This window comes from Saccharothrix stipae (assembly GCF_054781895.1).
The window spans coordinates 175,358-189,222 of the sequence record NZ_BAAGTN010000001.1; the positions used below are offsets into that span (position 1 = coordinate 175,358).

The 13,865-nt window shown below is 73.6% G+C and carries 13 protein-coding genes; 5 read left to right on the forward strand and 8 right to left on the reverse strand.

Annotated features, from left to right (window positions below; all coding sequences use genetic code 11):
* Positions 1 to 24: 24 nt before the first annotated feature.
* Together ACYVLT_RS00740 and ACYVLT_RS00745 are read right to left on the reverse strand one after the other, a co-directional pair.
* Positions 25 to 1,236, reverse strand: coding sequence for an RNA polymerase sigma factor (locus ACYVLT_RS00740; protein ID WP_461118084.1), 1,212 nt, complete (start codon positions 1,234 to 1,236; stop codon positions 25 to 27).
* Positions 1,233 to 1,607, reverse strand: a complete 375-nt coding sequence (locus ACYVLT_RS00745; protein ID WP_461118085.1) for a YciI family protein — start codon at positions 1,605 to 1,607, stop codon at positions 1,233 to 1,235. The genes ACYVLT_RS00740 and ACYVLT_RS00745 overlap by 4 nt, the downstream gene beginning before the upstream one ends.
* 111 nt (positions 1,608 to 1,718) lie before the next feature.
* On the opposite strand from ACYVLT_RS00745, the gene ACYVLT_RS00750 reads away from it, so the two are divergent.
* The 4 genes from ACYVLT_RS00750 to hrpA all read left to right on the forward strand — a co-directional run bounded on the left by ACYVLT_RS00750 (position 1,719) and on the right by hrpA (position 8,003).
* The gene (locus tag ACYVLT_RS00750; protein ID WP_461118086.1) at positions 1,719 to 2,153 is read left to right on the forward strand and encodes a YybH family protein; all 435 of its coding nucleotides are present in this window, start codon (positions 1,719 to 1,721) and stop codon (positions 2,151 to 2,153) included.
* Between the two features lie 284 nt (positions 2,154 to 2,437).
* Positions 2,438 to 3,211, forward strand: a complete 774-nt coding sequence (locus ACYVLT_RS00755) for an isocitrate lyase/PEP mutase family protein (RefSeq protein WP_461118087.1) — start codon at positions 2,438 to 2,440, stop codon at positions 3,209 to 3,211.
* Between the two features lie 35 nt (positions 3,212 to 3,246).
* A complete protein-coding gene (locus ACYVLT_RS00760) occupies positions 3,247 to 4,047 on the forward strand; it encodes a thioesterase family protein (protein WP_461118088.1) in 801 nt (266 codons plus the stop codon).
* 41 nt (positions 4,048 to 4,088) lie between these two features.
* Positions 4,089 to 8,003, forward strand: coding sequence for an ATP-dependent RNA helicase HrpA (gene hrpA, locus ACYVLT_RS00765; protein WP_461118089.1), 3,915 nt, complete (start codon positions 4,089 to 4,091; stop codon positions 8,001 to 8,003).
* Positions 8,004 to 8,034: 31 nt separating this feature from the next.
* Here the strand turns inward: hrpA and ACYVLT_RS00770 are convergent, their stop codons facing one another.
* The 3 genes from ACYVLT_RS00770 to ACYVLT_RS00780 all read right to left on the reverse strand — a co-directional run bounded on the left by ACYVLT_RS00770 (position 8,035) and on the right by ACYVLT_RS00780 (position 9,970).
* Positions 8,035 to 8,742: a hypothetical protein gene (locus tag ACYVLT_RS00770; protein ID WP_461118090.1), complete on the reverse strand. Its 708-nt coding sequence runs from the start codon at positions 8,740 to 8,742 to the stop codon at positions 8,035 to 8,037.
* A gap of 61 nt (positions 8,743 to 8,803) precedes the next feature.
* Positions 8,804 to 9,289 (reverse strand): MarR family winged helix-turn-helix transcriptional regulator, encoded by a 486-nt coding sequence (locus ACYVLT_RS00775; protein WP_461118091.1) that lies wholly within the window; start codon positions 9,287 to 9,289, stop codon positions 8,804 to 8,806.
* 192 nt (positions 9,290 to 9,481) lie between these two features.
* Positions 9,482 to 9,970 (reverse strand): MarR family winged helix-turn-helix transcriptional regulator, encoded by a 489-nt coding sequence (locus ACYVLT_RS00780; RefSeq protein WP_461118092.1) that lies wholly within the window; start codon positions 9,968 to 9,970, stop codon positions 9,482 to 9,484.
* 58 nt (positions 9,971 to 10,028) lie between these two features.
* Between ACYVLT_RS00780 and ACYVLT_RS00785 the strand changes: the two genes are divergently transcribed.
* Positions 10,029 to 10,889, forward strand: a complete 861-nt coding sequence (locus ACYVLT_RS00785) for an NAD(P)H-binding protein (RefSeq protein WP_461118093.1) — start codon at positions 10,029 to 10,031, stop codon at positions 10,887 to 10,889.
* Between the two features lie 61 nt (positions 10,890 to 10,950).
* On the opposite strand, the gene ACYVLT_RS00790 is transcribed toward ACYVLT_RS00785, so the two are convergent.
* From ACYVLT_RS00790 to ACYVLT_RS00800, 3 genes are read right to left on the reverse strand one after another with little or no spacing between them, the layout of a single operon-like run.
* Positions 10,951 to 11,634, reverse strand: coding sequence for an FHA domain-containing protein (locus tag ACYVLT_RS00790; protein WP_461118094.1), 684 nt, complete (start codon positions 11,632 to 11,634; stop codon positions 10,951 to 10,953).
* Between the two features lie 2 nt (positions 11,635 to 11,636).
* Positions 11,637 to 12,926, reverse strand: coding sequence for a vWA domain-containing protein (locus tag ACYVLT_RS00795; protein ID WP_461118095.1), 1,290 nt, complete (start codon positions 12,924 to 12,926; stop codon positions 11,637 to 11,639).
* Entirely contained in the window at positions 12,916 to 13,854 is a 939-nt protein-coding gene (locus ACYVLT_RS00800) for a PP2C family protein-serine/threonine phosphatase (protein WP_461118096.1), read from the reverse strand. The genes ACYVLT_RS00795 and ACYVLT_RS00800 overlap by 11 nt, the downstream gene beginning before the upstream one ends.
* Positions 13,855 to 13,865 lie beyond the last annotated feature (11 nt).

Below are 13,865 nucleotides of genomic sequence, written 5' to 3' on the forward strand. Positions count from 1 at the left end.
AACGGCGGGTCGCGGTCGGGTGGGCTAGGGCTGTCGGGCGCGTTGTTCGAGGTAGCGGCGTTCGGGCAGGCTCAGCGTGGCGCGGGCGGCGCGGGCGTAGTGCTCGCGGGCCGCTTCCCGGTCGCCGGCCAGCTCCAGCAGGTGGGCGCGCACGGCGTCGACCCGGTGGTGCCCGGCCAGCGCGGGGTCGGCGGCGGCGTCGCGCAGTCGGGCCAGGCCCTCGGTGGGGCCGTGCACCATGGCGGCGGCGACGATCCGGTTGAGCGCGACCATCGGGCCGGGGGTGAGCGCGTGCAGCAGGTCGTACAGGCCCAGGATCTGCTTCCAGTCGGTGTCGGCGGCGTCGTGGGCCTCGTCGTGCAGGGCGGCGATCGCGGCCTGGAGCTGGTAGGGGCCGATCGCGGTGGTGGTCAGCGCGTCGTGCACCAGCCGGGTGCCTTCGGCGATCATGGCCGCGTCCCACCGGGTGCGGTCCTGCTCGGCCAGGGGCACCAGCGATCCGTCGGGCCGGGTGCGTGCTGGTCGGCGGGCGTCGGTGAGCAGCATCAACGCCAGCAGCCCGGCCGACTCGCCGTCGCCGGGACGCCGCGCGTGCAGCTCGCGGGCCAGGCGGACCGCCTCGCCGGAGAGGTCGACGCGGTGCAGGTCGGCGCCGGAGCTGGCGGTGTGGCCCTCGGTGAACACCAGGTACAGCACGTGCCGCACGGCGTCGAACCGCCGGTCGCGTTCCGGGTCGGGCGGCAGGTCGAAGCGGGCGCCGGCGGCCTTGATGCGCTGCTTGGCGCGGCTGATGCGTTGCGCCACCGTGGTCTCGGGCACCAGGAACGCCCGCGCGATCTCGGCGGTGGTGAGGCCGCCCACCGCGCGCAGGGTCAACGCCACCTGCGACGGCGGCGTCAGCGACGGGTGGCAGCACAGCACCAGCAGCGTCAGCGTGTCGTCGGTGCCGGGCACGGGTTGCGGGTCGGGTGGGGTGAGCGCGAACGCCGCCTCCTCCCGCCGTCGTCGCGCGGTGTCCGCCCGCCACCGCTCGATCCGCCGCCGCGACGCGACCGTGACCAGCCAGCCGGTCGGGTTGTCCGGCACCCCGTCGACGGGCCAGCGGGTCGCCGCGGCCAGCAACGCCTCCTGCACGGCGTCCTCGCAGGCGTCGAAGCCGCCGTGGTGGCGCACCAGCGCGCCCAGCACGCGCGGCGCGAGCTCCCGCAGCAGCGGGCCGATGCCGGGGTCGGTCACCGCAGGAAGTCGTCCAGGGACGACAGCGCCGGCCGTACCTCCACCAGGCCCAGGCGGGCCTCGGGGACGCGCGCCGCGATCTCCACCGCCCGCTCCCGCGTCGGCACCTCCACCAGGTAGAACCCGGCCAGCAGCTCCTTGGCCTCGGCGAACGGGCCGTCGGTGGCCAAGGCCCGCCCGTCGCGCACGGTCACCCGGGCGGTCTGCGCCGGGTCGGCCAACGCCTCGGACACCACCAGCTCGCCGGAGGCGGCCAGCTCCTCGTCCAACGCCGCGTAGGCGTCCAGGCCGGCGGACCGCTCGTCGTTGCCCATCCGGTCCCAGATCGCGCGGGACTCCGGGTTGCTGTAGATCAGGACGAGGTACCTCACCAGAACCCTCCGCGGAAATCCGGACCGGGATGTCGAGAACGCCGGTCCAGCTTCTACGTCCCCCGTGCAGGGCGCCCGACCGGGGTGCCCCGTCGGAGAGGGAAGACCACCATGAGCGAGCACACCGACATCAGGGACCTGCTCGACGGGCGCGCCGCGGCGATGCGCGCCGGCGACGCGGACCGCCTCGTCGCCGACTACCTGCCCGACGCCGTCACCTTCACCCTCGCGCCGCCGCTGCGGCACACCGCGCCCGAGGTGGTCGACCCCGAGGCGATGCGCGCCTGGTTCGCCACGTTCGACTCCGCGGTGGACTACGAGGTCCGCGACCTGGACATCACCGCCGAGGGGGACCTCGCGTTCTGCCACAGCCTCAACCGCATGTCCGCGGTCCCGCGCGGCCACGACGAGGCGTTCGACCTGTGGTTCCGCGCCACGGTGTGCCTGCGGCGGGTGGACGGCGCGTGGCGCATCGCCCACGAGCACACCTCCACGCCGTTCCACATGGACGGCACCTTCAGCGCCGCCCTGGACCTCACGCCGTAAGGGTCCGGGCCACCGCGTGCAGCGCGGCGCGGCAGGCGTGCTCGGCCGGGGTCGCGCACCCCACGACCACGCCCTGCCGCGCCGCCACCCGATCCCTGCACCGGGGCCTCGGGCGGCGCGTACCGTGATCATCGGGTGGAGCGACACCCACGGAGGCGGACCGCCACGGCACCCCTGGGGAGGGTCGACGGCCGGAGTGGCGCGGGTGACCGTCGTGACGAAGACGTGGAACCGGGTCGGGGGCTCTCGCGCGCCCGCGACCCCTGCCGTGACAGGAGAGCGAAGTGACCGAGACCAGAGCGACCCGAACCGACCTGACCGGGTCGGCGCGGGCGTTGCGGGCGCTGCACGTGCCCGGCGACCCGCTCGTGCTGCCCAACGTGTGGGACGTCGCGTCCGCGCGGGTCGTCGCCGAGGCGGGCTACCCCGCCCTGGCCACCGCCAGCGCCGCGGTGACCGCCGCCCTCGGGTTCCGCGACGGGCACGGCATGCCCGCCGACGAGGCGTTCGCCGCCGTGCGCCGGATCACCGCCGCGGTCGACGTGCCGGTGACCGCCGACATCGAACGCGGCTACGGCCTGCCGCCCGCGCAGGTCGCGGCCCGGCTGGCGGAGGCGGGCGCGGTCGGCTGCAACCTGGAGGACTCCGACCCCGCCACCGCGACCATGGTCGAGCTCGCCGAGCAGGCCGACTTCCTGGCCGCCGTCCGCGCCGCCGACCACGACCTGGTGATCAACGCCCGCGTCGACGTGTACCTGCACGGCGACCACTCGTTCGAGGACGGCGTGCGACGCGCGCTGGCCTACTTCGAGGCCGGCGCGGACTGCGTCTACCCGCTGCGGCTGCCCGCCGACCGGACCGCCGAGTTCGTCGAGGCCGTCGGCGGCCGCCCGGTGAACATCGGCCACGGCCCCGGCACGCCCGCACCGGCCGAACTCGCCGCGCTGGGCGTGGCGCGGGTCAGCTTCGGCCCCGGCCTGCACAACCTGCTGATGAACCGGCTCAAGGCGATCGTCACCGACGTCAAGCGCGACGGCGGAAGCCCGTACGGCGACTGAAACACCCGTCGGAATCACCCATTAGTGTGATCGCCATGCACGAGTGGGACACCGACACGCGGGTGGACGCGGCGGGGGACGGGCGGTTCACCGCCCACCTCACCGACCGCTGGGGCGGCGCGGGCGGCCGACCCAACGGCGGCTACCTCGTCGCGTCCTGCCTGCGCGCCCTCGGCGGGGTGCTGCCGCACCCCGACCCGCTCGTCGTCAGCGCCCACTACCTGCGCCCCGGCGTCCTCGGACCGGCCCGCGTCGACACCGAGGTGGTCCGCACCGGCCGCCGGGTCTCCACCGGCGAGGCCCGCCTGACCTGCGGCCACCACGAGGTGCTCCGGGTGGTCGCCACCTACGGCACCGCCACCGGCCCCACCCACGTCCTCGGCAAGGCCCCCGACCTGCCGCCGCCCGACGAGTGCGTCGACGCCTACGACGGCCTGCGCCTGCCCGGCGCGACCGTCGCCGACCGCGTCGAGGTGCGCGCCCCGCAACCCCACGGCTGGGCACGGGGACGCCCGTCCGGCGCGCCGGACGCCGAGTTCTGGATGCGCTTCGCCGACGGCCGCCCCGCCGACACCGCCAGCCTGGCGACCCTGGCGGACTGCGCCGCGCCGGCCGCCATCGAGCTCGGCGTGCTCGACGCGGCCACCATCGAGCTGACCGTCCAGGTCCACGCCCGGCCCGCGGCCGGGTGGCTGGCCGCCCGCACCGCCACCCGCCACCTGGCCGGCAGCCACTACGTGGAGGACCTGGAGCTGTGGGACACCACCGGGCAGCTCGTCGCCCAGGCACGCCAACTCGCCCTGCGCGGCGAGCGGCGGGCGCGAGCCGGCCGATAATCGGCAGCCCCGCCGGCCCACCCTCGATATCCTTGACCCAAATGAACCAGATGTCGCACGCTGACCTGCGCAAACGCCTGTCCGACCTGATGACGCGGGACCAGCGGAGGCTGGCACGCAGGCTCGACGGCGCGCGCAAGGTCCGCGACGACTCCGCCCGCGCCGCCGTCCTCGCCGGGATCGAGGCCGACGTCGAGGCCGCCGAACTGCGCGTCGCCCTGCGCCGCGAGGCCGTGCCGAAGATCACCTACCCGGCCGAGCTGCCCGTCAGCGCCCGCAAGGACGACATCGCCGCGCTCATCCGCGACCACCAGGTCGTGATCGTCGCCGGCGAGACCGGCTCGGGCAAGACCACCCAGCTGCCCAAGATCTGCCTCGAACTCGGCCGCGGCGTGCTCGGCCAGATCGGCCACACCCAGCCCCGCCGCCTCGCCGCGCGCACCGTCGCCGAACGCGTCGCCCAGGAACTGGACACCCCGCTGGGCAGCGCCATCGGCTACAAGGTCCGGTTCACCGACCAGTCCGGCGAGGACACCCTGGTCAAGCTCATGACCGACGGCATCCTGCTGGCCGAGATCCAGACCGACCGGATGCTGTCGCGCTACGACACGATCATCATCGACGAGGCCCACGAACGCAGCCTCAACGTCGACTTCCTGCTCGGCTACCTCAGGCAGCTGCTGCCCCGGCGACCCGACCTCAAGGTCGTCATCACCTCCGCCACCATCGACCCGCAGCGGTTCTCCCGGCACTTCGGCGACGCCCCGATCATCGAGGTCTCCGGCCGCACCTACCCCGTCGAGGTCCGCTACCGCCCGATCGTCGACCCCGAGGACCCCGACGCCGACCCGGACCGCGACCAGACCCAGGCCGTCTGCGACGCCGTGCGCGAACTGCAGGCCGAAGGACCCGGCGACGTGCTGGTGTTCCTGTCCGGCGAACGCGAGATCCGCGACACCGCCGACGCCCTGGCCGCGCTCGACCTGCGCGACACCGAGATCCTGCCGCTGTACGCGCGGCTGTCGTTCGGCGAGCAGCACCGCGTGTTCCAACCCCACCGCGGCCGGCGCGTCGTGCTCGCCACCAACGTCGCCGAGACCTCGCTGACCGTGCCCGGCATCAAGTACGTCGTCGACCCCGGCACCGCCCGCATCTCCCGCTACAGCCACCGCCTCAAGGTCCAGCGGCTGCCCATCGAACCCGTCTCCCAGGCCTCGGCCAACCAGCGCAAGGGCCGCTGCGGCCGCGTGTCGGAGGGCATCTGCGTCCGCCTGTACGCCGAGGACGACTTCGACGCGCGCCCCGAGTTCACCGACCCGGAGATCCTGCGCACCAACCTCGCCTCGGTCATCCTGCAGATGACCTCCATCGGCCTGGGCGACATCGCCGCGTTCCCGTTCATCGACCCGCCCGAGGCCCGCAACATCAGCGACGGCGTGCAGCTGCTCCAGGAACTCGGCGCGATCCTGCCCGCCGAGCAGAAGCTCACCCCGCTGGGCCGCAAGCTCGCCCAGCTCCCCGTCGACCCTCGCCTGGCCCGCATGGTCGTCGAGGCCGACCGCAACGGCTGCGTCCGCGAGGTCATGGTCATCGCCGCCGCCCTGTCCATCCAGGACCCCCGCGAACGCCCCTCGGACAAGCAGCAGGCCGCCGACGAGTTCCACGCCCGCTTCAAGGACCCCGACTCGGACTTCACCGCCTACCTCAACCTCTGGCAGCACGTGCGCGAACGGCAGAAGGAGCTGTCGAGCAACCAGTTCCGCCGGCTGTGCCGCACCGAGTTCCTCAACTACCTGCGCGTGCGCGAGTGGCAGGACATCTACCAGCAGCTGCGGCAGGTCGCGAAAACCCTCGGCGTGCACGTCAACGACCAGCCCGCCGACCCCCGCAACGTCCACCTGTCGCTGCTGTCCGGGCTGCTGTCCCACATCGGCGTCAAGGACGTGCCCAAACGCCCCGGCAAGAACGAGCAGGGCAAGCGCGTCGCCACCGAGTACCTCGGCGCCCGCAACGCGAAGTTCGCGATCTTCCCCGGCTCGGCCCTGTTCCGCAAACCACCCCAGTGGGTGATGGCCGCCGAACTGGTCGAGACCTCACGGCTGTGGGGCCGCACCGTGGCGAAGATCGAACCCGAGTGGGCCGAGAAGCTCGCCGAACACCTGGTCAAGCGCACCTACAGCGAACCGCACTGGGAAGCCAAGCGCGGCTCCGTCGTCGCCCTGGAGAAGGTCACCCTCTACGGCGTGCCCATCGTCGCCTCGCGCAAGGTCGACTACGGGCGCATCGACCCCGAGCTGTCCCGCGAGCTGTTCCTCCGCCACGCCCTCGTGCAGGGGGAGTGGACCACCCACCACAAGTTCTTCCACCACAACCGCGAGCTGCTCGCCGAGGTCGAGGAACTGGAGAACCGGGCCCGCCGCCGCGACATCGTCGTGGACGACGACACCGTCTACGAGTTCTACGACCGGCGCGTGCCCGCCGACGTCGTGTCCGCCCGGCACTTCGACACCTGGTGGAAGAAGACCCGCCACACCGAACCCGACCTGCTCACCTTCGACAAGGCGATGCTGGTCAACGACCGCGCCGCGGTCACCCCCGACGCCTACCCCGACGAACTGCGCCGCGGCGGGCTCACCCTGCCGCTGACCTACCGGTTCGAACCCGGCACGTCCGTCGACGGCGTCACCGTCACGCTGCCGCTGCCCGCGCTGACCACCGTGCCGGACGACTCGCTGTCCTGGCAGGTACCCGGGCTGCGCACCGACCTCGTCGTCGCGCTCATCCGGTCGCTGCCCAAACCGGTGCGCCGCAACTTCGTGCCCGTGCCCGACGTCGCCGCCGCCGCGCTGGCGGGCATCGACCCCGACGAACCGCTCCTGCCCGCCCTGGAACGTGAACTGCGCACGCTCACCGGCGTCGTGGTGCCCCGCGGCGAGTGGCAGCTCGACCAGGTGCCCGAACACCTCAAGCTCACCTTCACCGTCGTCGACGAGAACGACCGCCAACTCGCCCGGGGCAAGGACCTCGCCGCCCTCAAGGCCCAACTGCGCGGCCAACTGCGCGAAACGCTGGCCGCCGCCGCGAGCAACCTCGCCCGCACCGGCCTGACCACCTGGGACGTCGGCGACCTGCCCCGCACCGTGCAGCGGCAGCGCTCCGGCATCGTCGTCACCGCCTACCCCGCCCTGGTCGACAAGGGCGACACCGTCGCGGTGGAGATCCTCGACACCCCCGGCCGCCAACGGCAGGCCATGTGGCGCGGCACCCGCCGACTGCTGCTGCTCAACACCCCGTCCCCGGTCAAGACCCTCCAACGCGGCCTCAACAACGCCGAGAAGCTCGCCCTCACCCGCAACCCGCACGGCGGCGTCGCACCGCTGCTGGCCGACTGCATCGCCGCCGCCGTCGACCAACTCCTGCGCCAGGCCGGCGGCCCGGTGTGGGACCAGGCCGCGTTCACCAAGCTCACCGACCACGTCCGCCGCGGCCTGGGCGAGACCACGTTCGACGTGGTGCACAAGGTCCGCCGCGTGCTGGAAGCCGCCCAGGACGTCGAACTGCGCCTCAACGCGGTGCGCGGCCCGGTGTTCGAGGAGTCCCTGGCCGACGTCCGGGCCCAGTTCACCGGCCTGGTCCACCGGGGGTTCGTCACCGAGGCGGGCGCCGACCGGCTCGTCGACGTGCACCGCTACCTGCAGGGCATCGCGCGGCGGCTGGAGAAGCTGCCCGAGAACGTCCGCCGCGACCAGGAGTGGATGGACCGCGTCCACGCCGTGCACGCCGAGTACCGCGAACTGCGCGCCGCCCTGCCCGCCGACGAACCCCACGACGAGCTCGACGAGGTGCGGTGGATGATCGAGGAACTGCGGCTGAGCTACTTCGCCCAGACCATCGGCACCCGCTACACCGTCTCCGACAAGCGGATCTTCAAGGCCCTCGACGCCGTGCCCCGCTGATCGGCGCCGGCCCGGCCCGGGAGGTGTCGGGCTAGCCCGACACCGAGTTCCAGCCGAACGCGCACATCCCGAAGCCGTAGCGGCCCGCAGCGCCCACGAACGCCGCCGTGGCCGCCCGGTACCGCTCCAACTCCGCCTGGAAGCCCGCGGAGTTCCTCGCCAGCACGTTGTCCGCCATGTAGTTCCAGAACGTGCTCGCGTTGCGGAAGTCGTTCCACATCTGCTGGATGCGGCTGTAGTTGCCCGCCTCGCGCGGCTCGACCACCACCGCCGACCAGTCCTGCAACATCCGGTTGCGCGCGTCCAGCACCGCCATCATGTAGCCGTAGTCCAGGGTCGTCACCGCGGCCGGCCGGTCCTGGATCGCCGGGGCGCACGCCGCGTCGGCCCGCCTGATGTAGTCCAGCCGCAACTCCTCCGGGGACGGCGACTCCTCGGTCGTCGTCGTGGTGGTCTCGTCCTCCGTGGCGGTGTCCTCCGCAGTGGTGTCCTCGTCCGTCGTCACCGCCACCTCGCCCGGCGACCCGATCGGCGCGCGCGTCGGGGTCGGCACGACCGAGGACGAGGACTGCGCGAACGGGATCGCGCCCTTGATCTCGTCGTCCCACCCCAGGAACACCGCGATCGCGATCAGGGACGACACCGCCGAGATCACCGTCCCGTACAGCTTGACCTTCTCGGTCCCGGCCTTCGACCCGCTCCCGTCGTCCGCCACGCCCGCCCCCGGCTCTCGTGCCAACCCTCCGGTTGTGGTGTACACCAGACTCGCCCGCGGCGCGGCCGAGTCGCCGGATCCGGTGCTACTCGCACTGCTCCAGCAGCGTCCGCAACGCGTCGGCGACCACCGCTTTCGCCTCGCCGTCCAACGGCTCCAGCAGCCGCGCGTAGTGCCGCATGTGCTCGGCCAGCATCCCGTCCACCAGCCGCGCGCCCCGGTCGGTCAGCTTGATCCGCACCACCCGCCGGTCCGCGGCGTCCGGCACGCGCTCCACCAGGCCCTTGGCCTCCATCCGGTCGACCCGGTTGGTGATCGCGCCCGCCGTGACCAGCGACGCGGACAGGAACGCGCCCGCCGTCATGCCGTGCGCCGACCCCGCCCGCCGCAACGTGGTCAGCACGTCGAACTCGCCCGGCTCCAGGTCGAACCGACCCACGAACTCCCGCAGCTCGCGCTCCAGCAGCCGCGCCAACCGCGTCACCCGCGCCAGCACCGCCATCGGCGAGGTGTCCACGTCCGGGCGCTGCACCGACCACTGCGCCAGCACCAGGTCGACCGCGTCGGCCATCACGCCTCCCCGACCCGGCATGACCGACGACGTGCGCCCGAAAACGCCACACCGACGGCGGGCCCCCCTTTGATCCGCACGGACCCACCGTATTCGTGATCGACAACGCGTGCGGGCCTCCGACCGAAAACCGGCGCGACGGCCCACCGACCCCCGCGCGGCCGGCCCAGTCGCGGACTCCGTTCGCGCCCGCTAGTCCCGCCCCAACTCCTCCGCGGCCGTGCGGCCCAACGCCGCGGTGCGCCGCAGGAAGTCCGCCAGCAACGCCAGCTCCGCCTCGCTGTAGCCGTCGAACAGCCCGTCCAGCGCCGAGTTCATCCCCGCGTACAGCCCGAACAACTCCGGGTTGCGGTCCTTGAGCGCGCGCACCGCCACCGCCCGCCGGTCCGCCGCGTTCGCGTCACGTTCCCGCACCACCCACCCCGCCCGCTGCAACCGGTCGAGGATGCCGGTCAACGTCGCCGGGTGCAGCCCCGCCACCCGCGCCAACTCACCCGGCGTCATCGGCCCCAGCCGCTGCACCAGCTCCAGGCAGTCCAGGTCGACGTCCTTGAGCTCCAACCGCCGCGAGACCTGGTGGTTGAGCAGCGACAACTGGTTGCGCAACTCCCGCAGCGCGTCCTTGATGCCCGCCACGGCCCGCCGCCGGTCCCGCCCACCCACAGAATCTATGGAACTCATATGATATGGTCTCCGTATCGTATCCGATCCGCACGAAGTCTATCCGGGGGGACCACCCATGACCGTCCTCGTGACCGGCGCGACCGGCACCGTCGGCCGCCACCTCGTCACCCACCTGCTCGCCGCCGGACACCGGGTCCGCGCCCTGAGCCGCCGCCCCGAGGCCGCCCGCCTGCCCGACGACGTCGAGGTCGTGCGGGGTGACACCACCGACGTCGACAGCCTCGCCGCCGCGTTCGCCGGCGTCACCGCCGCCCACCTGATCAACTTCGGCCACGGCTACCGGCCGCTGGACGACGGCGACCGGATCGCCGCCGCCGCGGTGCGCGCCGGCGTCGGTCGCGTCACCCTCCTGGGCGGCTGGGCCGAAGGCACCCTCGAACCCGCCGTGCGCGCCACCGGCCTGGAGTGGACGCAACTGCACCCGCTGGAGTTCATGGCCAACACCCTCACCGACTGGGGGCCGCCCCTGCGCGCCCACGGCGTCATCCGCGAACCGCACGGCGACCGGCGCAGCGCCTGCGTCCACGAAGCCGACATCGCCGCCGTGGCCGCCACCGCGCTCACCACCGACGGCCACGCCGGGCAGACCTACACCCTCACCGGCCCCGAAGCGCTCACCCCGCGCGACAAGGTGCGCCACCTCGCCGAGGCCACCGGTCGCGACCTGCGGTTCGAGGAACTCACCCCGGACCGCGCCCGCGCCCTGTGGACCGCCGAACCGCCGTCGCTGCAGATCTACCGCGTCGCGCCCGGCGGACCCGCGCAGAAGGCCGACTTCGTCCTCGGGCTCTACGCCGACGTCCCCGAGGCCGGGTACACGGTCACCGACGTCGTCCAACGCGTTACCGGTCGCCCCGCCCGCACCTTCGCCGACTGGGCCGCCGACCACGCCGACGCGTTCCGGGCCGAACCGTGAACGCGGAGCCCTGAACGCGGCGCCATCAACACCGTCCTGAACGCCGTCCGCCTCGGCCGCGCTAGGACCGGTCGCCTCGGGACGGTCCGTCGGCCGGTCCGCCCGACCGGTGCAGGGTGATCGTGGTCCAGGCCCCCACGTGGACCCGGTCACCCGGTTCCAGCGGGTGCGGACGATCCGGGCGCAGCGGCTCCCCGCCCTCGTTCACCGTGGTCCCGTTCGTCGAGTCCAGGTCCACCACCGCCCAACCACCCTCCGACGCCACCAGCAGCGCGTGGTGGTGCGAGACGCCCGGATCCTCCGGCGGACCCACCAGGTCGATCTCCGGGAAGATGCCCCGCGACCGGCTCCGCCGCCCCACCGACACCTGCCGCCCCGACAGCTCGAACCGGCGCGGCGGGCAGAACCGCGGGAACGCCATCGCGGCGGCGTCCGGCCCGCCCGCCGCGACCACCCGCTCGAAGTACGCCCGGTCCGCCTCCACCGTCACGTGCCACGACACCGGTGTCGGTGTCGCCGCCGGGGCCGGTGCGGGCACCGGGTTCAGCGAGTCGTGCCCGCACTCCTCGCAGAACCGACCCACCCGCACCGCGCCGCACGCCGCGCACGTCCCCTCGACCCCACCACCCGGCGCCGACGCCTCGACCCGCGCCGGCGCCACGACCCCGGCACCCGGCATCGGCGCGCCGCACACGTCGCAGTAGTCGTCGGTGGCCGAGTCGTGGCCCGCCGGGCAGGTCGCCATGGCTAGCCCTTCCCGACCCGCTTGGTCACCGTCGACCGGGTGTCCAGCGTCATCTCGTCGGCGTCGGCCACCCGCGCCCGCAGCCGCACCGTCCCCGTGCCCGGGTCCTGCACCTCCACCACCTTGGCCAGCAGCTTCGCCGTGTCCGTGTTGCCCGACTCGTGCGCCAGCCGCACCGCCCGCCCCAGCTTCGCCGTCGCCCGGCCCACGTCACCGGCCTTGCGCGCCTCCAGACCGTCCTGGATCGCCTCGGCCAGCTCCGCCTGCCCGTTGTAGTGGGCGACCTCGGCGTTGATCCGGGTCGACAACGCCGCGTCCTCGGTCCACACCGCCAGCACCCGGCCCTGGCCCAGCACGTCGCCCGACGGCCCCACCAGGCTCACCCGCGACGCCAGCATCCGGTCGCCCACGTCCGCCGGCCGCACCCGCACCGACACGTGGTAGTCGCGGCTCTCCCCGCCGCCCCACGCGCCGGTCGGGTAGTCGCCCGTGCGCGGCCCCGACTCCACCCGCCGCCCGGTCAGGTCCAGCAACCCCGGCGACACCTGCTTGACGAACCGGACCCGCGCCCCCTCCGGCGTCCACAGCCGCAGCGACACGTCCGCCACCGCCTTGCCCATCGCGGTCGCCGCCATGGACCGGAAGTCCTCGGCCAACCCGTCGGGGTCGGCCACGATGTCCACCGTCCCCAACAACGCCTCGGCGATCCGCCGCAGCTCCGCCACCTGCCAGTCCGTGCCCACACCGCGGCAGTCGCCGGTGAAGCGGCCCGCCACCTCGTCCAGCACCCGCGCCAACTGCCGCGGCGACTCGTGCTGGTTCTCCCCGTCGGTCAACAGGATCACGTGCTTCGGCCCGCCCGAGTACCCGGCGAACAACTCGTCGGCCAGCGCGAGCCACCGGCCCATCGCCGTGCCGCCGTCGGCCCGCAACCGGCGCACCGCCTGCTTGGCCGCGAGCCGCGTCCGCCCGTCGGCCACCACCAGCCCACCCGACCGCGGGTAGACCACCCGCGCCGAGTCCGTGCCCGCCACCACCGCGAACGACACCCCGTCGCGCAGCGTGTCGATCGCCGCCTCGGTCGCCTGCTTCGCCGCCGCCAACTTCGCCGGCGGGTACCGCATCGACCCCGACGTGTCCACGACGATCACCTCGGCCGCGTCACCGGACACCACCTCCGCGACCCCCTCGGCCGACCCGGTGGTCGTCACCGTCACGATCGCGTCGACCTCGGCCGCCCCCTCGGGCAGGTACTCGTTCTGGAACACCTCGACCGCGAAATCAAGCGCCATGCCCACCCCGCAGTTGAACGACGACCACCGTGATGTTGTCGTGCCCACCGGACTTCAACGCCACCTCCACCAGCTCCCGCGCCACCTCGATCGGCGGCACCCCGCGCGGCAGCACCTCCAGCAGGTCCTCCGGCTCCGGCACGTAGTTCCACAACCCGTCGCTGCACAGCACCAGCAGCCCCGGCGTCTCCACCTTGAACGTCACCGTCTGCGGCGCCTCGACCCCGGAGTCCGCGCCCAACCACCGCGACAGCACGTGCGCCCGCCGGTCGGTCAGCGCCTCCTCCTCGGTCAACACCCCCTCCGCGACCAACTGCGCCGCCCACGTGTCGTCCGTGGTCAACCGCGCCGCACCCGCCTCGGCCACCAGGTACGCGCGGCTGTCGCCGACCCAGCCCACCGTCGCCGAGTCGTCGGTCACCACCACCGACACGAACGTGCAGGACGGCGCCACCTCCGCCGCCTCCGGCCGCGCCAACCGGCCCACCGCCTCGTTCGCCGCCACCACCGCGTCCGCGGTCAGCGCCTCGGCGTCCATCCCCGACTGCAACCCCGTCAGCAGCACGTCCGCCGCCGTGTCCACCGCCGTCTGCGACGCCTGCTCGGCCCGCTCCGACGACGCCACCCCGTCGCACACCACCACCGCGACACCACGCCCGCGCACCCGGCCGAACGCCATCGAGTCCTCGTTGCGCTGCCGCCGCTTGCCCCGGTCGCTCACCCCGGCCACCCCGGCCAGCACGAACTCCACCCGGTCCCGCGCCGACGGCCGCGCCCGGCCGCACTGCTCGCAGAACCCGTCGGCGTCGAACTCCTGGCTACCGCACGCGCACAACGGCGGCCACTGCGCGCCCGGACCACCCACCGGTGTCCGCTGCACCCGCAGGTTGCGCCCGCACGCCTCGCAGAAACGATCCTGCGACGCCACCGGCGACGCGC